Source organism: Hydrogenophaga sp., assembly GCF_030158645.1.
In the GTDB taxonomy this organism is placed as follows: Bacteria; Pseudomonadota; Gammaproteobacteria; order Burkholderiales; family Burkholderiaceae_C; genus Hydrogenophaga.
Genome location: NZ_JAOASO010000162.1, coordinates 11673 through 30174 on the forward strand (window position 1 = coordinate 11673; position 18502 = coordinate 30174).

Below are 18502 nucleotides of genomic sequence, written 5' to 3' on the forward strand. Positions count from 1 at the left end.
CGCCAGCACCCCATGAACCCAGACCCGCCCGTTCGCCAGAGGACACTTGCCAGCTTCGGTCTGACGGTGGCCATCGTGTGTCTGGGCCTGGTGGTGAGTGCCCTGGCGGCCTGGTCGCTGGCGCGCCGGGCGCAGGCCGACGCCCAGGCCGATTTCTCGCGCCGCAGCGAACAGATCACCACCGAGGTGGCGCAGCGACTGTCGGCGTCGGTGTTCGGTCTCAAGGGCGCGCGTGGGGCCTACGCCGCCAGCGAGCAGGTGGACCGGCAGGAGTTCAAGGCCTTTGTGGGTTCGATGGACCTGCAGCGCGAGTTCCCCGGCAACCGGGGTTTTGGTTGGGTGGACCGGGTGCCGCGCACCGACCTGGACAGCTACCTCGCTCGCGTGCGCGCCAGCGATTCCCCCGGCTTGGTCCTGCGGCGGTTTGGCGAACTGCAGGGGGACGTGTCGTACATCGTTCGCTACATCGAACCCGAGGCGCTCAGCCCGAAGTCGATGGGCGCCGACATGGGCAGCGACCCCCGCTCCCGGGGCGCCATCGAGCACGCCATCGCCAGCGGCGAGACCACGCTGAGCCCGGCCGTGCCGCTGGAGCGCGACGGTCAGACCTCACCCGGTTTCCTCATGTTCGCCCCGGTCTACGCCGGGGGCGTGTTGCCGGCCACACCGTCGGAGCGGCAGGCGCGGCTGCTCGGTGTGCTATACGCACCGCTGATCGTTCGCGACGTGCTGGCCGGCGTCACCGGTGCGGCCGAAGACATGGTCACGTTCGAGCTGTTCGCCGGACAGAACGAGCCCCGTCTCGAGAACTGGATCGCCGGGGTCCACACCATCGCGGGCGGACGTGGTCTGACCGCGACCACCGAGCCCCGGTTCGCCGCACCCGCGGCGTTCAACCAGCAGCTGCGATTCGAGGTCTACGGCCAGTACTTCACCCTGCACACGAGCAGCACCACGGCGTTCGAGCAGTCGGTCCGGCTGTTGCCCGCGTTTGCCCTGCTGCTGCTGGGCATCCTGCTGACGCTCGCGGTGGCGTGGATGTCGACCCAGTCGGTGCGCGCGCGGCTCAAGGCCGAGGCGCTGGCCCGGTCCATGACGATCGACCTGCAGCGCCTGGCGGTGATGGCGCAGCGCACGTCCAACGCGGTGGTGATCACCGACACGCAGCGCCGCATCACCTGGGTCAACGAGGGTTTTGAGCGGGTCACCGGCTACAGCATGAGCGAGGTGGTGGGCCAGCGTCCGGGCAAGTTCCTGCAGTTTGAAGGAACGGACGAGCGCGAACTCACGCGCCTGCGCGCGGCGCTCAACGCGGGTGAGCCCTTCCTCGGGGAGTTGCTCAACCGGGGCAAGGGCGGACGCGAGTACTGGATCGAGCTGGAGATCCAGCAACTCAAATCCGAGACGGGTGAGTTTCTGGGTTTCATGGCGATCGAGAACGACATCACCGAACGCCGCCACAGCGCCGAGGCGCTGCAGTCCAGCCAGGCCTTCCTGGACCGCACCGGACGCATCGGTGGCGTGGGCGGGTGGGCCATGAGCATGAGCACCATGGAGATTCGCTGGACCGATCAGACCTGCCGCATCCACGAACGGGAGCCGGGCCACCGGCCTTCGATGGAGGAGGCCATGTCCTACTTTGACGCCGATGCACGTCACCTGGTGGAGGAAGCTTTCAGGCGGTGCTGGAAGACGGGCGAAGCCTTCGATCTGGAGCTGCCGCTGATCACGGCCCAGGGCCGCGCGATCTGGGTGCGCGCCGTGGGCGAGCGCGATGTGCGCGATGGCGTGGCGCACGGCCTGGTGGGCGCCATGCAGGACATCACCGCCCGCAAGCAGCTGGCGGATGCCATGGAGCGCACCAACGAGTTGCTCACCAACGTGATTGAAAGCCTGCCTTGCGCGCTCAGCGTGATCGACGCCGACGGCTTGCTGCAATTGGCGAACACCGAATTTGGCCGTGTCTTTGGCCTGCCGCCACACCTGTGTCAGCCCGGTGTGACCCGCTTCGAGGACATGGTGCGCTTCAATGCGCAGCGGGGTGACTTTGGGCCCGGCGACCCCGAGCAGCAGGTGCGCGATCTCATCCACGCGGCGGTGACGGCGGGGCGCAAACAGCAGTTCGAGCGCACGATGCCGAATGGCGACGTGATCGAGCTGCGCCGCGGCCAGATGGACAAGGGGGGCTTCGTGACCACCTATGTGGACATCTCCGCGCGGCTGCAGGCCCAGGCCGAGGCGCGCCGCGCCCACGAGATGATGTCCAGCGCGCTGGAAGTCACCGGGGCCGGGCTGGTCATCTTCGATCCGGCGGACCGGCTGGTGTTCTGCAACGACCGGTACCGCGAGCTCTACCACGAGATCGCCGGGCTGCTCAAGCCCGGCGCCTTGTTCGAAGACATCGTGCGCGCCAACCTCGCCCTGCATGAACCGCAGGCGGCGCAAGGGCGGCGCGAAGCGTGGGTCGCCGAGCGGGTGCGCGACCACCGGCTGGGTGGCGAGTGGGAGCGGCGCATTCCCGGCGGTCGCACGTTGCGCGTGGTGGAGCGCGCCCTGCCCGACGGGCATGTGGTGAGCTTTCGCATCGACATCACCGACGTGGTGCGTGCGACCGAAGCGGCTGAGGCCGCCTCGCGCTCCAAGAGCCAGTTCCTGGCCAACATGAGCCACGAGATCCGCACCCCGATGAACGCCATCCTGGGCATGCTCTCGCTGCTGCAGCGCACACCGCTGACCCCGCGCCAGCTCGACTACGCCAACAAGACCGAGAGCGCGGCCCGCTCCCTGCTCGGCCTGCTCAACGACATCCTCGATTTCTCCAAGGTGGAAGCCGGCAAACTGGTGCTCGACCCCCACCCGTTCGGCGTTGACCAGCTCATGCGGGAACTCGCGGTGGTGCTTTCGGCCAGCGTGGGTGACAAAGAGATCGAGGTGCTGTTCGACATCGATCCCGCCGTGCCGCCGGTGCTGTTTGGCGACGCCCTGCGCCTGCGCCAGATCCTGGTGAACCTGGCGGGCAACGCGATCAAGTTCACCCATTTCGGTGAGGTCGTGATTGCGTTGCGCGGTCGCCGCAGCGGCAGCGGTCAGCTGGTGCTCGATGTGGCGGTGCGCGACACCGGCATCGGCATCGCACCCGAAAACCAGGCCCGCATTTTCGAAGGCTTCACGCAAGCCGAGGCCTCCACCACGCGCCGCTTTGGCGGCACCGGTCTGGGGCTGGTGATCTGCCAGCGCCTGGTGGCGCTGATGGGGGGCGAGCTGCGGCTGGAAAGTCAGTTGGGTCGAGGGACGCAGTTCAGTTTTTCCGTCGTGCTGGGCGTGCCCAGGCACGCGGTGGCCGATGCGCTGCCCGCAGCGGTCGAGCCGCCACTTCAGGTCCTGATCGTCGACGACAACGACCTGGCCCGCGACACGCTGGCCAGCATGGCGCGCGCCAACGGCTGGCGGGTTCAGGCTGTCGACAGCGGTGAGGCCGCCATCGAATGCCTGAGCCGGGCCCGTGAGCAGGGCCAGCGCTTTGACGCGGTCTTCATGGACTGGCACATGCCCGGCCTGGACGGTTGGGAATCGGCGCGCCGCCTGCGGGTGGCGCCGCTGCGCGACGCCATGGACCTGCTGATCATGGTCACCGCCCACGGCCGCGAACTCATGGAGAGCAAGAACTTCAGCGAAAAGAGCCTGCTCGACGGCTATTTGATCAAGCCCGTCACCGGCTCGATGCTGGTGGACGCCTTGCAGACGGCGCGCGCCGAGCGGGACGGTGTCGCTGTGCCGGTGGTCTCGGCGCCTCACCAAGGGGTGTTGCAGGACATGCGCATTCTGCTGGTCGAAGACAACGAAACCAACCAGCAGGTGGCCTGCGAGTTGCTGGCCGGCGAGGGCGCCCGCATCACCGTGGCGGGCAACGGCCGCATCGCGGTCGATCTGCTGGCGGCCGACAGCACGGCGTTCGAGCTGGTGCTCATGGACGTGCAGATGCCGGTGATGGACGGTCACACCGCCACACGGTGCATCCGCGACGAGCTGGGCTTGCGCACACTGCCCGTGATCGCCATGACCGCCAACGCCATGGCCAGCGACCGGGAGGCCTGTCTGCAAGCGGGCATGAACGACCACGTGGGCAAGCCGTTCGATCTGGCCCAGCTGCTGCGCACCATCCGCCAGCACGTGGCGCACAGCGCCGACCTGCCTTCCGCCAGACCCGGTGAACAGTCGGTGCCGCCTGCGGTGCCGGTGCCCGCGGCCGCGCTGGCGCTGGCCGCCGGGCAGGGCGTGGAGCTGCAGCTCGCGCTGGGCCGGCTGGGTGGCAGCCCCAAGGCCTACGCCCGTTTTCTGGAGCGCTTCATCGACGATCTGCCCCGTCAAATGACCGAGCTCCAGACCAGTGTGGCTGCGGGTGATTTCCAGTCCGGGGCGCGCGTGGCCCACACACTCAAAGGGCTGGCCGGCACGCTGGGCATGTCCCCACTGGTGGAGCACAGTTTCCGGGCCGAGAAGGCGCTGGCCGCGGCGCGCCAGGCGTCGCATGTCGAGGACGCGCTGAAGCCGCTGATGGACTTCGGCACCAGCGGTCTGGAGGCGCTGTTGGCGGCACTGCGCGACACCTCGCCCGAACCCAGGGCCGCGCTGGCGACCCCGCAGCAGACCCTGAGCGACCTGCACATCCTGGTGGTGGACGACAGCGACATCCAGCTGGCCGTGACGCGCCACCAGCTGGAACGACTGGGTGCACAAACCAGCGCGGCCGAGTCGGGCGCACAGGCGCTGGCGGACCTGCGGCGCTGGCCCGAGCGCTTCGACGCTGTGCTGATGGATGTGCAGATGCCGGGCATGGACGGGCTCGAGACCACGCGGCGCATCCGCCGCGAGCTGGCGCTGGCGGCCCTGCCGGTGATCGCACTGAGCGCCGGAACGCAGGCCGAGGACCGCGAGCAGGCGATGGCGGCCGGCATGAACGACTACCTGGACAAGCAGCTCGATCCCCAGCGCCTGCAGCGCGTGTTGCGCGAGCAGATCGGGCGTGCGCGCGGCACCGGGCTGGTGGGACTCGACGACCCGGCATCGCCGGCGCGCGCGCCGCTGGTTGAAGAGCCCCGCCCGGGACCGTGGGCTGGTGTGACCTGCCTCGACCACCGCGTTGCGCTGGAGCGCATGGGCGGTGACGAGGCGCTCTTCCTGAGCGCCTTGCGCCGCATGCTGGAGGAGTTCGGGGCGCTGCAGCACGAGCCTGCGCCCACCCACCTGGACGCGGCCGCCCGGGTCTCGCTGGCCGCTCGCATGCACAAGCTTCGGGGCGTTGCCGGTCTGATCGAGGCGCAGCGCTTGAGCACCGTGGCGCGGGGTCTTGAAGAACTGCTGCGCGCCCAGGCCCCCGAGAGCTCGGTGCGCTTGCTGTGGCCACCGCTGCGCGAGGCGCTGGCCGAACTCGACGACGCCACGCGGGGGCTGCGCGCGCCCGTGGCGACGCCGGTCGATGGTCTGGCGAACTCTGAGGTGCCCGCCCTGGATGACGGCGCGTTGGGCGTGTTTCACCAGATGCTGCTCGGTCAGGATCTGGACGCGTTGGCGTTCTTTGCCGGGCACCGGACCGCCCTGGCCCGGCGCCTCGGTGCCGACACGGTGCTGCGGCTGGCGCAGCTGCTCGATGCGCTGGCGTTCGAAGCGGCGGCCGACCTCATCGCGCATGGCAGCACGGTGTGAGCGCCGCCCGCGCGGTGTGACGAAACGGAACAACCCCGCGTCAGGGAAAGTCCGGGCGTGTGGGTGCTGCGCCGGCAGGCCATGATCGTGCGGCCATCCACCCTCACCAGGAGACAGCCATGCCGCCCGCCACCCCGCCACAGCCGGCCCATGCCCGGGGCGCCGATGCGCCCGCCCTGCTCGAACTCACCATTGGCCAGGCGCTGGTGCAGACCGCCGAATGGTTCGGCGAGCGCGAGGCGCTGGTGGTGCCGCACCAGGGCGTGCGCTGGACCTGGAGCGAACTGCTGCACCGCACCGACGCGCTGGCCGCCGGTCTGCTGGCGCTGGGTCTGCAGCCCGGCGAGCGCGTGGGCATCTGGGCGCCCAACTGCGCCGAGTGGACGCTGATGCAGTTCGCCACGGCGCGCGCCGGACTCATCCTGGTCAACATCAACCCGGCCTACCGGGCCAGCGAACTCGCGTACGCACTCAACAAGGTGGCCTGCACCGCGCTGGTGATGGCGCCCGCGCTCAAGTCCAGCAACTGCATCGACATCCTGCGCAGCCTCGCGCCCGAGCTCGACAGCAGCTCGCCCGGTGAGCTGGTGGCCGAGCAGCTGCCGCACCTGCGCTGGGTGCTGCGCCTGGGCGACGACCACACGCCGGGCATGCTCAACTTCAACGACGTGCCGGTGTGGGCCGGCCCCGAACACCTGAGCCAGCTGGCCAACATCGGCCCCACGCTGTCACCCACCGACCCGATCAACATCCAGTTCACCTCGGGCACCACCGGCTTTCCCAAAGGCGCCACGCTCACGCACCGCAACATCCTGAACAACGGTTACTTCGTGGGCGAGGCAATCCGCCTCAAGCCCGATGACCGGCTGTGCATCCCGGTGCCGCTCTACCACTGCTTCGGCATGGTGATGGGCAACCTGGCCTGCCTCACCCACGGTTGCACCATGGTGTATCCCTCGGAGGCGTTCGACCCGGCCGCCGTGTTGCAGACGGTGCAGGCCGAGCGCTGCACCTCGCTCTACGGCGTGCCCACCATGTTCATCGCGGTGCTGGACCACCCGCAGTTCGCCAGCACCGACCTGGGCAGCCTGCGCACCGGCATCATGGCCGGCTCGCCGTGCCCCATTGAAGTGATGAAGCGCGTGGCCACCACCATGCACATGCGCGAAGTGACCATCGCCTACGGCATGACCGAAACCTCACCCGTGTCCACCCAAAGCGCGGTGGACGACCCGCTGGAGCGCCGCGTGTCCACCGTGGGCCGCGTGCAGCCCCACCTGGAGGTGCAGATCGTGGACACCGACGGCCAGCGCGTGGCGCGTGGCGTGGTGGGTGAACTCTGCACGCGCGGCTATTCGGTGATGCAGGGCTACTGGGCCGACCGCGACAAGACGCGGGAAGCCATCGACGCGGAAGGCTGGATGCACACCGGCGACCTCGCCACCATGGACGACGAGGGCTATGTGAACATCGTCGGGCGCTTGAAGGACATGGTGATCCGCGGCGGCGAGAACGTCTACCCGCGCGAGATCGAGGAGTTCTATTACCGGCACCCGAAGGTGCAGGACGTGCAGGTGGTGGGTGTGCCCGATGCGCGCTATGGCGAGGCGCTGTGCGCCTGCGTGGTGCTCAAGCCCGGGCAAAGCGCCACGGCCGAGGAATTGCAGGCGTTCGCACAGGGGCAGATGGCGCATTACAAGGTGCCGCGCTACATCGAGTTCGTGGACGCTTTTCCCATGACCATCACCGGCAAGATCCAGAAGTTCGTGCTGCGCAAGGCGATGGTGGAGAAGCTGGGCTTGCAGGAAATTGCCACCGCCTGAGGCGCACCGCACGCGACTTGTGTGATCCATTGCCCAAAGCCTCCTTCAACCGGGGGAGATCGGGGCGATGTGGGTTACCTTGTGTGACAAACACAAGCCTGCGAGCGCCCCATGACATTGAACCCCGCCGTTTCGACACACCGCCCGGCACCGCGCCGATGATCCGGCTGGCCCGGACCGAACGCGGCGAGTTTCCGGTCCGTGTGGTGGTGGGGCGCATCCTCTCGGTGGCGCCGCACCCCACGAGCGCAGCCGCACAAGCCGATGGACCGACCGGCCTGGATTGCACGCGGCTCGTCATCGAAGACGATGCCCTGGTCAGTGAGCTGACGCTGGTGCACCTGGAGCCGCTGGACATCCTGCCCCACCGCACCTTGACCATCCTCACCGGTTGTGAGGTGGATCGGGAGTGGCCACTCTATGTGTACAGCCCGAACGACAAAAGCCACCGCCGCTTCGACCAGCACATCGGGTGGTTTCTGAGCAGCCAGGGCACCGGGCTGTTGAGCGACGCAGATCAGCGCGTGATCTGGTCGGCCATCCTGCTGCAGGTCTTGCCCGGCGGAACACGCTGACCGCGGTCTGCCGACGAAAAAAAAGGGGCCTTTCGGCCCCTTTCCATCGGGTTTCACGGGATCACGCCAGATCGAAACGGTCCAGGTTCATGACCTTGTTCCAGGCCGCCACGAAGTCGCGAACGAACTTCGGCTGCGCGTCGGCGCTCGCGTAGACCTCGGCCAGGGCCCGCAGCTGCGAGTTCGACCCGAAGACCAGGTCCACCACCGTCGCCGTGCCCTTGGCCTGGCCGGTGGCGCGGTCGCGGCCTTCCAGCACGCCTGCGGCGCTGGCCGACTTCTGCCAGGTGGTGCCCATGTCGAGCAGGTTGACAAAGAAGTCGTTGGTCAGCGTCTCCGGCCGCTGGGTGAACACGCCGTGGGCCGCTTGCCCCACGTTGGCGTTCAGCGCACGCAGGCCACCCACCAGCACGGTCATCTCGGGTGCGGTCAACGTGAGCAGGTTGGCCTTGTCGAGCAGGCGCTCGGCAGCCGACGACTCAAAGCCCTGGCGCACGTAGTTGCGGAAACCGTCCACCACCGGCTCCAGCGGTGCGAAGGAGTCCACGTCGGTCTGGGCCTGGGTGGCGTCGGTGCGGCCGGGGGTGAAGGGCACGGTCACGTGGTGGCCCGCCTTGTTCGCAGCGGCCTCGACCGCTGCGCAGCCGCCGAGCACGATCAGGTCGGCCAGCGAGATTTTCTTGCCGCCGGTTTGCGCCGCGTTGAACGCCTGCTGCACCGACTCCAGTCTGGCGATCACCTTCGCCAGCTCGGCCGGCTGGTTGACGTCCCAGTCTTTCTGTGGCGCCAGGCGGATGCGCGCGCCGTTGGCACCGCCGCGCTTGTCGGAGCCACGGAAGGTGGACGCCGAGGCCCATGCGGTGGACACCAGTTGCGGGATCGACAGACCCGAGGCCAGCAGTTGGGCCTTCAGCGCCGCCACGTCCTGTTCGTTGACCAGCGGGTGGTCAACGGCGGGCACCGGGTCTTGCCAGATCAGCTCTTCCTGGGGCACCAGCGGGCCGAGGTAGCGGGCGCGCGGGCCCATGTCGCGGTGCGTGAGCTTGAACCAGGCGCGTGCAAACGCGTCCGCCAGCTTTTGCGGGTTGGCCATGAAATCGCGCGAGATCTTTTCATAGACGGGGTCCATGCGCATGGCCATGTCGGCCGTGGTCATGGTGGTGGCCTGGCGCTTGGTCGGGTCGTGTGCGTCGGGTGCAGTGGCCGCGTCGGGATTCTTCGCCCGCCACTGGTGCGCGCCGGCGGGGCTTTTGGTCAGCTCCCACTCGTTGCCGAACAGGGTTTCGAAATAGCTGTTGTCCCAGGTGGTGGGCGTCGGGGTCCACGGGCCTTCGATGCCGCTGGTGATGGCGTGGGCCCCCTTGCCGCTGCCAAAGCTGTTCTTCCAGCCCAGACCCTGCTCTTCAATGCCGGCGCCTTCGGGCTCGGCGCCCACGTACTTGCCGGGATCGGCCGCGCCGTGGGATTTGCCGAAGGTGTGGCCGCCGGCGGTGAGCGCCACGGTTTCTTCGTCGTTCATCGCCATGCGGGCGAAGGTCTCGCGCACGTCGCGCGCCGAGCCCAGCGGGTCCGGGTTGCCGTTGGGGCCTTCGGGGTTCACGTAGATCAGGCCCATCTGCACGGCACCCAGCGGTTGTTCGAGCACGCGGTCGCCGGTGTAGCGCTTGTCGCCCATCCACTCGGACTCGGGACCCCAGTACACCTCTTCGGGTTCCCACACGTCGGCGCGGCCACCGGCGAATCCGAAGGTCTTGAGACCCATGGAGTCCAGGGCCACGTTGCCCGCGAGGACCATGAGGTCGGCCCACGAGAGCTTGCTGCCGTACTTCTGCTTGATCGGCCACAGCAGGCGGCGCGCCTTGTCCAGGTTGCCGTTGTCGGGCCAGCTGTTGAGCGGTGCAAACCGCTGCATGCCGGCGCCAGCGCCACCGCGCCCGTCGGCGATGCGGTAGGTGCCGGCGCTGTGCCAGGCCATCCGGATGAAGAAGGGACCGTAGTGGCCGTAGTCGGCCGGCCACCAGTCTTGCGAGTCGGTCATCAGGGCATGCAGGTCCTTGACGACGGCGTCGAGATCGAGGCTCTTGAAGGCTTCGGCGTAGTCAAACGCTTCGTCCATCGGATCGGCCAGCGGGGAATTCTGGGTGAGCAGCTTCACATTGAGCTGGTTGGGCCACCAGGTGGCGTTGGTCGCCGTGCCGGCGATGGCATTTTTGGGAGCGCCGCCAGAGAAGGGGCATTGGGCTTCGGACATGTTGATCTCCTGGTTGGGGCGATGGGTGAGGGGTCACTGTAGTGTTTGCACCCTTATGGATCAACGCAATTTTGGCAATGAAAGCCATAGCGCTGGCGGGCGAGTGCCCGCGTCACCTCAGCGCATGTGCAGCGCAGACACCGCGGACAGGCTGTGCTGGTGGCCGCTGGTGGCGGTGCGCGTGGTCAGCGGTTGGCGCGAGGTGAGGCCGCAGAGTCGCAAGGTCTCCGGGTCTTTGGCGCCGTTGAAAAACGCTTGCAGCGCGAGGCGGAACACCAGCTCTTCGGGTGCGGCTTCGCTGAACAGCGTCATGCACGAGAAAAACTTCAGGTCGTCGGGTGCGCCCAGGATCTGGCTGGCCGATTTCTGGGTGTGGCGCAACACGGCGGTGGTGCACTCGCGCAGGCGCGGACCGAGCACGGGGTGTTTCTGGAAGGCCCGCGCTTCGTCCAGGCATTCGAGACCGAAGAACTGGGCCCGCTGGCTGCAGCCCAGGCCGCGGTGCTGCGGGAACACGAACCAGATCCAGTGGCTTTGTTTCTGGCCCGCCTTGAGCTCGTTCAGTGCCTGGTCGTACACCGGGGCTTGAGCATCGAGAAAGCGTTGGAGGTTCATGTGGTGGCACGGCGCTGATGCGGAGTGCCAAAACTATCACGCACGCGTGTCACCACCCACCACAGGTGGGGGATGCGCGAACTTGTGGCGTTGTCAGTCGGCCATCAAGGCCGGCAACGACAGTGTGCTGGTCACGTCGGGCTGGGCGGGGGGCAGCAGCCGCAAGCCGGCCTCGGTGGCCCAGCGCTGAAGATCGCCGCTGGTCTGGCTGCGCGTGATCACGCGGTTGGTGGCGTCGAGCAGTGCGGTCTGGCCCTGCAGCGCCACGAAGCCGAGGTTGATGCCCAGCGAGCGCTGGAAGTCGGTGAGCTGCACCGGGCTGGCGGGTTGCAGCAGACGTCGGGCGTCCACGGCGGTGCTGGTCATGAGCATGGCGTCCACACGACCGGTGTCGAGCGCAGCCCAGGCGTCTTCGCGCTGCCCCATTGACACCATGCTGGTGTGCAGGTAACCGCCCCGGTACATGGAAATCAAGGTGCCTTCGAGCGTGCCGGCGACCGCGCCCACCTTGCGCCCGCGCAGGTCGGCGAGGGTGCGCACAGGGGCTTGCCCGGGGCGTTGCACGATGGACAGTGCCGTGCCCTGGTAAGGGCGGCTGGCCACCAGCGTGCCCAGCGGCACGAAGGGTCGGTCACGCTGTCGTTTGGCCCCGGGGTAATCGGGCGTCTTGAAGCGCTCGCGCGTGGGGGCGCCGAGGTCGCTGGCCAGCAGCGGGAAGCCGCTCACCAGATCGCAGATGCCGGCCGAGAGCAGGGCGTTGACCTCGTGGGTCAGCATCGTCTCTTTCTCCACCTCGGATTCGAACGGCACCACGCGCAGCTCGCGTCCGAGGTCGCTGGCAATCGCCCGCGCCAGCAGCACGTCAAAGCCGGCCACCTGGCCTTTGGTGCGGTAGGAGAGCGGCGCGTTGTCTTCGCTCATGCACACGGTCAGTGGCTCGGCGGCGTGAGCTGTGGTCGCTGCCAGGCACAGCAAAAGACCGGACAGGTAGCGGTTCATCTCAGGGTTCCTTGCCGCCACGTGAGCCCACGTAGGCCCAGAGCACTTGCACCGCCTGCATGTCCAGCGCGTCCTTGAACGAGGGCATGTTGCCCTTGCCGTTGACCACCGATTGCACGAAGCGGTCGGGCTGGTCCTGCGGGAAACGGCGCAGGTCGTAGACGGTGGTGCCGGAGGTCACCATGTTGCGCCCGTGGCATTGCGCGCAGGTACGCTGGTATTGCTCGCGGCCTTTTTCAATGGCCGCCAGGTCGAAGGTTGGCGGTGGGTTGGTCTGTGCGTGCGCGGCCCCGATCAGGGCCGCGCCGCACAACCACATCAGCGGTTGTCGCATCTTCAGTTGAGTGAGAAGGTCCAGAGCGATCCGCCGCCAGGGGTTTGCGACATGCGCTCGTCACCCAGCAGTGCCCACACGCCACCGGCGCCCGAGACCACGCTCACGTACTGCTTGCCTTTGTGTTCCCAGGTCACGGGCAGGCCGATGATGCCGGAGCCGGTCTGGAACTCCCACAGCTTCTTGCCGTTGCGCGCGTCCACCGCCATGAACTCACCCGTGGCCGCGCCGGTGAACACCAGGTTGCCGGCGGTGGACAGCGTGCCGGCCATGCTCGGCTGGCCCGGCCAGGCCATCTGCCACTTGCTCTTGCCGGTCATGGGGTCGATGGCGCTCAGGTAACCATGTGGCTGGTCCTTGGGCATGTTCACGCCGCGGAAGTTCACACCCAGGTACCACTCGCCCTTTTTGTATTCGGGCTTGGCCAGCTGATAGGGCCAGCTGATGTTGAGGGTGTTGGCGTAGGCCAGACCTGTGGCCGGGTTCCACGACATCGGGGTCCAGTTCTTCCCGCCGAGCACGGAAGGAAAGATCTCGACGTCTTCACCGGCGCGCGCCTTCTTGTCGATCTCCGAGAGCACCGGGCGGCCGGTCTTGAGGTCGATGCGGTCGGCCCAGTTGACCTTGACGTAGGGGTTGGCGGCGAGCAGTTCGCCGGTGGCCCGGTCGAGCACGTAGAAGAAGCCGTTGCGGTTGGCCTGGGTGAGCACCTTGCGGTCTTTGCCGCCGATCTTCATGTCCACCAGCATGCCGACTTCGGTGGCGTCGTAGTCGTAGGGATCGTTGGGCGAGAACTGGTAATGCCAGGCCAGCTCACCGGTTTTGGGCCGGATGGCCAGCACGGTGTTGATGTACAGGTTGTCGCCCAGGCGGGCGTTGGGATTCCATGGGCCGCCGTTGCCGGTGCCCCAGTACACGAGGTCGAGCTCGGGATCGTAGGCACCCGTCAGCCAGGTGGGTGCACCGCCCTTGAGGTGGGTGTCGCCGGGCCAGGTGTCACCACCCTTTTCGCCGGGGGCAGCGGTGGTGAAGAAGCGCCAGAGTTTCTTGCCCGTGGCCGGGTCCCAGGCGTCGATGAAGCCGCGCGTGCCGTACTCGCCACCGGCAATGCCGGTCAGCACCACACCGTTGGCGATCAGCGGGGCGCTCGTCATGGCCTGACCATCGAGGTAGTCGGCGGCCTTGCTCTTCCAGAGCTGCTTGCCGGTCTTGAGGTCGAGTGCGATCACGTGGGCGTCCAGCGTGCTGCGGTAGAGCTTGCCGTCGAAGATCGCGGCGCCACGGTTCAGGATGCCGCAGCAGGCCATCTTGAAGACGTCCTGCGGCAATTCGATCTCCTGCTTCCAGATCTGCCGGCCGGTGAGCGGATTGAGCGCCACGGTGGCGTTGTGCGTGGTGATGTACATCACCCCGTCGTGCACGATGGGCTGCGACTCCTGGCTCTGCGGGTTGTTCAGGCTGTAGGCCCAGGTGGGGGTCAGCTTGGCGGCGTTGCTGGTGTTGATCTGCTTGAGGGGGCTGTAACGCTGGTTGTTGTAGCCCATGCCGTAGGTCAGCACGTCGCCGGGTGTGAGGTTGTCCTTCTGCAGATCGGCGAGGCTTTGCGCCTGCACACCGCCCATGAGGGAGGCCATCATCAAACCGCTCATGATCTGGCGTTTCAGGTTCATGTCGTTGTCTCCAGTGTTGTGGTCGGAAGTCGTTTGTCACCGTGGGTGAGCCTGTGCATCGTCAACCGTTTTTCCAATGCTCACCACTTCGGGTTTTCCCACCCGGACAAGTGTTCTGACGTGGAACAGTTTCAGTGGCCGCCGCGCCACTCGCCCAGGCGGCGGTACAGCAGGCCGCGCGACACGCCCAGCTGGCGCGCCGCGCGCGAGACGTTGCCGTCGCAGGCGGCCAGCGTGGCTTCGATCAGCGCGCGGTTGGCGTGGTCCAGGGTCGGGATGGCGAGTGTGCCGGTGGCCGTGGGCAGCTCGGTTTCGGGCAAGGGCGCGGGCGGCGCTTCGATGGCGCCCGCCCGCGGGTTGTCCGTGCGCGCCTGGATCCACAGGGTGAGGCCGTTGGGGCACTGTCGAGGCTGGGCCTGCCCCCGGTGGGAGAGCGCCAGCAGGTCTTCCAGACCGAGGCCGAACAGGGCCTCGGCATCGGTGGGCCGGGCGGGCACGCGCTCGGTGCCGAGCAGGCTGGCGCCGGTCTGGTTGAGCCAGGCCACGCGGCCCTGGCCGTCCACCGCCGCCAGGCCTTCCAGTGGGGTGTGCAGCAGCGCCGGGCTCGACTGAAAGCGCAGCAACAGCAGCGCCGCCGACTGCGCTTCAAACAGGCGGTTTTCAATCGCGGTGGCGTAGAGCCGCACCATGGCAGCGGCGTCGAAGCGGAAGGCCTCGCCTTCGATGGAGAGATCCAGCACACCGGCCAGATCGCCGCGCGCATTGCGGATGGGCGCAGCCGCGCACTGCATGACCGAGACGCCGGTGAAGAAGTGCTCGGCGCCCCGCACCACGCAGGCCTCGCCGGTGCGGGTCACCACGCTGGGCGCGGTGGTGCCCATGTGGTGCTCGTCGAGGTTGAGGCCCACGCGCGTCACGTGCGGCATGAGCCGGCCTTCGCCGCGCGCGGTGGGCGTGGCCTGGATCAGCACGCCGTCAGGGCCGGTGAGCAGGGCCTTGCACGGCGTGCCGGCCAGTGCGGCATCGAGCTGCTGGAGATCGTGGCTGGCGGCTTGCAACAGCAGGCGGTTGCGTGCCAGCGCACTCGCGATGCGCGCCTTGGTCACCGGCTCCAGGTGGACCGGCTCGCAGGGGCGGCGGTTGGCCACGGTGCAGCGCATCCACGACTGGATCACCAGCTCCGGGACCAGCCCCGAGGGGCGCTGGCCTTCGTCAAAAAACATCTCGCGCGCCAGCGCCACACGCTGCTCGGGCGTGGCGAAAAACAAACCGGCCGTGCGCGTTTGCGCCGACGGGCCGGATGTGGACGGGAGTTTGGAGGGATGTGGCATGCGGGGTGTGGTGCGAATGTGTACCGACGCAGCGCACCTGCGGCCTAGGGAAAGTACTGAGCGGCTGTCGCGCCCGTGCGGCGTCTACGATGGTCTGATCCCCCGCTACCCCAGATCAACGAGACAACATGAACCAACCGCTCAGTGCCAGTGCCCAAGCCTTTCTGAAGTCCCGCGACCAGTTGCTCGCCTGGCGCGGTGACCCCGCTGCGGCCAGCGCGCAGTTTCGCTGGCCCGAGCTGACCGACTTCAACTGGGCGATCGACCATTTCGACACCATGGCCGTCGCCAACCACGCCACCGCGCTGTGGATCGTGGATGCCGACGGCACCGAGGAGCGGTTCTCGTTTGCGCAACTCTCGCAACGCTCCAGCCAGGTGGCCAACTTCCTGCGTGCGCAAGGCGTGCAACGTGGCGACCGCGTGCTCATGGTGCTGGGCAACGAGAGCGCGTTGTGGGAGACCATGCTGGCGTCCATCAAGCTGGGCGCGGTGCTGATCCCGGCCACGTCGCTCCTCACGCCCGACGACCTGCGCGACCGCATTGCGCGCGGCGGTGTGAAGCATGTGGTCGTGGGCGCTGTCCAGGTCCCCAAGTTCGACGCGATCGAGGGGGCTTTCTCGCGCATCTGCGTGGGCGCGCCGCAACCGGGCTGGGTGGATTTCGCCGGATCGAAAGACGCGCCCACCGCGTTCGATCCACAGGGCACGACCCGCGCCACCGACCCGATGCTGCTGTACTTCACCTCGGGCACCACCTCGCAGCCCAAGCTGGTGCTGCACACGCACCAGAGTTATCCGGTGGGCCATTTGTCCACCATGTACTGGCTCGGCTTGAGGGCGGGTGACATGCACCTGAACATCTCGTCGCCCGGCTGGGCCAAGCACGCCTGGAGCTGCTTCTTTGCACCCTGGAACGCAGGTGCCTGCGTCTTCATCTACAACACGCCGCGTTTCAGTTCGCAGGGCCTGCTGGCCGTGCTGGAGCGTTGCCGCGTCACCAGCCTGTGCGCGCCGCCCACGGTGTGGCGCATGCTGATCCAGGAAGACCTGGCCGCGTGGCATGGTCGGCTCGCGCTGCGCGAAGTCATTGGCGCGGGCGAGCCGCTGAACCCGGAAATCATCGAGCAGATCCGCAAGGCCTGGGGGCTCACGCTGCGCGACGGTTACGGCCAGACCGAGACCACCGCGCAAGTGGGCAACGCGCCGGGCCTGCCGCTCAAACCTGGCTCCATGGGCTTGCCGCTGCCGGGTTACAAGATCACGCTGCTGGACGCCGATGGCCATGAGGCCGACGAAGGCGAGGTCTGCATCGACCTGCGCGAACGCCCGCTGGGCCTGATGGTGGGCTACCTCGATGCGCCCGAGAAAAACGCCGAGGTCATGCGGGACGGCCACTACCACACAGGCGATACCGCGGCTCGCGACGCCGACGGCTACCTCACCTTCGTCGGCCGCGCCGACGACGTGTTCAAGGCCTCGGGCTACCGGATCAGCCCGTTCGAGCTGGAGAGTGCGCTGATCGAACACGAGGCGGTGGTGGAAGTGGCCGTGGTGCCGTGCCCGGACCCGGTGCGCACCGCTGTGCCCAAGGCCTACCTGTTGCTTGCACCCGGCTTCACCGCCGGGCCGGCGCTGGCCGAAGCGATCTTCGCGTTCGCGCGCCAGCAGCTCGCGCCCTACAAACGCGTGCGCCGCATCGAGTTCGTGACCGAATTGCCCAAGACCATCTCGGGCAAGATCCGCCGCGTTCAACTGCGTGCGCAAGAGGTCGAGCGGCAAGCGGCGGGCGCGCGTGGCGCCGGTGAATTCCGGGAAAGTGATTTCCCGAACCTGCGCCAGGACGACTGAGTCGCGGGCACTGCGATGGTGCAGGGCACCGCGCAGCCCGATGAGCGGCGCACTGGCTGGACCAAGTGCGTCGGCTCACCCTACTGGGGTGGGTAGCATCTGGAAACACAATTTCCTTGCCACGCCGTCAGGGTCGGGCGCCAGAGGCGCTCGCCACCGACGCCCTTTCTGGAGCAGACCACCCCATGAAATCCACCACCGCCTCCGGCATCTCGCGCCGCCGTTTCAGTGGCTTTGTTGCCGGCGTGGCTGCTCTTGGCGCGCCCAGCCTGCGTGCGCAGTCGGCCAACCGCATCCTGCTGGGCCAGTCGGCCGCCTTCACCGGCGCGGCCGCGCAACTGGGCATTCAGTTTCACGCCGGCGCCAAGCTGTTTTTTGACCAGCTCAATGGCCAGGGTGGCGTGAACAACCAACGCGTGGAAATCCTGCAGCTCGACGACGGTTACGAGCCCGACCGATGCGCGGAGAACACCAACAAGCTGATCGCCGCCGACGTGTTTGCCCTGTTCGGCTACATCGGCACGCCCACCAGTGTGGCGGCGCTGCCGCTGGCGTTCAAGTCCGAGGTGCCTTTCTTCGCCCCGTTCACCGGTGCCATGGGCCTGCGCCAGCCGTTCAACCGGCTCGCCTTCCATTTGCGCGCCTCCTACAACGACGAGACCGAGCTCATCGTGCGCCAGCTCACCAACCTGGGTCTGAAGAAGATCGCGGTGTTCCATCAGAACGACGCTTACGGCAAGGCGGGTCTTGACGGCACGCTGCTCGCGCTCAAGTCGCGCAACCTGGTGCCGGTGGCCACGGCCACGGTGGAGCGCAATTCGGTGGACGTGGCACAAGCGGTGGCCACCATCAACGCGGCCAAGCCCGACGCGGTGGTGCAGATCAGCGCTTACAAGTCGTGCGCTGCCTACATCCGCGCGGCCAAGGCGGCGGGTTACGGCGGCACCTTCTACAACGTCTCCTTCGTGGGCACGCAGGCGCTTGCCGACGAACTGGGCAAGGACGGCGCCGGTGTGGTGGTGTCGCAGGTGATGCCCACGCCGTACGCCGCTTCCAAACCGATCTCGCGCGAGTTTCAGGAAGCCATTGCCAAGGGCGGCAACAAGGTGCAGGCCAACTTCTCCAGCATGGAAGGTTTCCTGGCCGCGCGGCTCTTCACCGAAGGTCTGCGCCGCGCGGGTTCGCGCATCACGCGCGACAGCTTCATCAGCGGGCTCGAGTCGATCGGAACGACCTCCATCGGCGGGTACTCGGTGTCGCTGAGCCCGACCAACCACGTGGCTTCGCGTTACGCCGAGCTGTCCATGCTCACGGGGGACGGACGCGTGCGCACCTGAGCTGCCGGCCACGC

11 protein-coding genes are annotated in these 18502 nt (G+C 67.7%); 5 read left to right on the forward strand and 6 right to left on the reverse strand.

Annotation, left to right across the window (positions count from 1 at the left end; all coding sequences use genetic code 11):
* Positions 1-12 precede the first annotated feature (12 nt).
* The 3 genes from Q1W68_RS17395 (at position 13) to Q1W68_RS17405 (ending at position 8101) form a co-directional block, all read left to right on the forward strand.
* Entirely contained in the window at positions 13-5703 is a 5691-nt protein-coding gene (locus Q1W68_RS17395) for a response regulator (RefSeq protein WP_300658166.1), read from the forward strand.
* Between the two features lie 119 nt (positions 5704-5822).
* Positions 5823-7526 carry an AMP-binding protein gene (locus Q1W68_RS17400; protein WP_300654759.1) on the forward strand — a complete coding sequence of 568 codons (1704 nt, stop codon included), beginning with the start codon at positions 5823-5825 and terminating at the stop codon, positions 7524-7526.
* Between the two features lie 83 nt (positions 7527-7609).
* Complete coding sequence (locus Q1W68_RS17405) at positions 7610-8101, forward strand: hypothetical protein (protein ID WP_300658168.1); 492 nt, start codon at positions 7610-7612, stop codon at positions 8099-8101.
* Between the two features lie 61 nt (positions 8102-8162).
* Here the strand turns inward: Q1W68_RS17405 and katG are convergent, their stop codons facing one another.
* The 6 genes from katG to Q1W68_RS17435 form a co-directional block, all read right to left on the reverse strand.
* Positions 8163-10352, reverse strand: a complete 2190-nt coding sequence (gene katG / locus Q1W68_RS17410; protein ID WP_300717178.1) for a catalase/peroxidase HPI — start codon at positions 10350-10352, stop codon at positions 8163-8165.
* A 117-nt stretch (positions 10353-10469) separates the two neighbouring features.
* A complete protein-coding gene (locus tag Q1W68_RS17415) occupies positions 10470-10967 on the reverse strand; it encodes a DUF1810 domain-containing protein (RefSeq protein WP_366146721.1) in 498 nt (165 codons plus the stop codon).
* A gap of 93 nt (positions 10968-11060) precedes the next feature.
* Positions 11061-11966 carry a transporter substrate-binding domain-containing protein gene (locus tag Q1W68_RS17420; protein WP_300649476.1) on the reverse strand — a complete coding sequence of 302 codons (906 nt, stop codon included), beginning with the start codon at positions 11964-11966 and terminating at the stop codon, positions 11061-11063.
* Between the two features lies 1 nt (position 11967).
* Positions 11968-12300, reverse strand: coding sequence for a cytochrome c (locus tag Q1W68_RS17425; RefSeq protein WP_300649477.1), 333 nt, complete (start codon positions 12298-12300; stop codon positions 11968-11970).
* Between the two features lie 2 nt (positions 12301-12302).
* Positions 12303-13970 (reverse strand): PQQ-dependent dehydrogenase, methanol/ethanol family, encoded by a 1668-nt coding sequence (locus Q1W68_RS17430; protein ID WP_300649478.1) that lies wholly within the window; start codon positions 13968-13970, stop codon positions 12303-12305.
* Positions 13971-14101: 131 nt separating this feature from the next.
* A complete protein-coding gene (locus Q1W68_RS17435; protein ID WP_300649479.1) occupies positions 14102-15301 on the reverse strand; it encodes a helix-turn-helix domain-containing protein in 1200 nt (399 codons plus the stop codon).
* Between the two features lie 128 nt (positions 15302-15429).
* On the opposite strand from Q1W68_RS17435, the gene Q1W68_RS17440 reads away from it, so the two are divergent.
* Positions 15430-17151 carry an AMP-binding protein gene (locus Q1W68_RS17440; protein WP_300658170.1) on the forward strand — a complete coding sequence of 574 codons (1722 nt, stop codon included), beginning with the start codon at positions 15430-15432 and terminating at the stop codon, positions 17149-17151.
* 185 nt (positions 17152-17336) lie between these two features.
* Positions 17337-18488 carry an ABC transporter substrate-binding protein gene (locus Q1W68_RS17445; RefSeq protein ID WP_300650792.1) on the forward strand — a complete coding sequence of 384 codons (1152 nt, stop codon included), beginning with the start codon at positions 17337-17339 and terminating at the stop codon, positions 18486-18488.
* The last annotated feature ends 14 nt before the right edge of the window (positions 18489-18502 follow it).

What these genes read in the sequence shown, in the direction of transcription:
- Q1W68_RS17425 (WP_300649477.1), bottom strand. Translation starts at nt 12,300, where the DNA reads ATGCGACAACCGCTGATGTGGTTGTGCGGCGCGGCCCTGATCGGGGCC.
- Q1W68_RS17435 (WP_300649479.1), bottom strand. Translation starts at nt 15,301, where the DNA reads ATGCCACATCCCTCCAAACTCCCGTCCACATCCGGCCCGTCGGCGCAA.
- Q1W68_RS17420 (WP_300649476.1), bottom strand. Translation starts at nt 11,966, where the DNA reads ATGAACCGCTACCTGTCCGGTCTTTTGCTGTGCCTGGCAGCGACCACA.
- Q1W68_RS17430 (WP_300649478.1), bottom strand. Translation starts at nt 13,970, where the DNA reads ATGAACCTGAAACGCCAGATCATGAGCGGTTTGATGATGGCCTCCCTC.
- Q1W68_RS17415 (WP_366146721.1), bottom strand. Translation starts at nt 10,967, where the DNA reads ATGAACCTCCAACGCTTTCTCGATGCTCAAGCCCCGGTGTACGACCAG.
- Q1W68_RS17445 (WP_300650792.1), top strand. Translation starts at nt 17,337, where the DNA reads ATGAAATCCACCACCGCCTCCGGCATCTCGCGCCGCCGTTTCAGTGGC.
- Q1W68_RS17400 (WP_300654759.1), top strand. Translation starts at nt 5,823, where the DNA reads ATGCCGCCCGCCACCCCGCCACAGCCGGCCCATGCCCGGGGCGCCGAT.
- Q1W68_RS17395 (WP_300658166.1), top strand. Translation starts at nt 13, where the DNA reads ATGAACCCAGACCCGCCCGTTCGCCAGAGGACACTTGCCAGCTTCGGT.
- katG (WP_300717178.1), bottom strand. Translation starts at nt 10,352, where the DNA reads ATGTCCGAAGCCCAATGCCCCTTCTCTGGCGGCGCTCCCAAAAATGCC.
- Q1W68_RS17440 (WP_300658170.1), top strand. Translation starts at nt 15,430, where the DNA reads ATGAACCAACCGCTCAGTGCCAGTGCCCAAGCCTTTCTGAAGTCCCGC.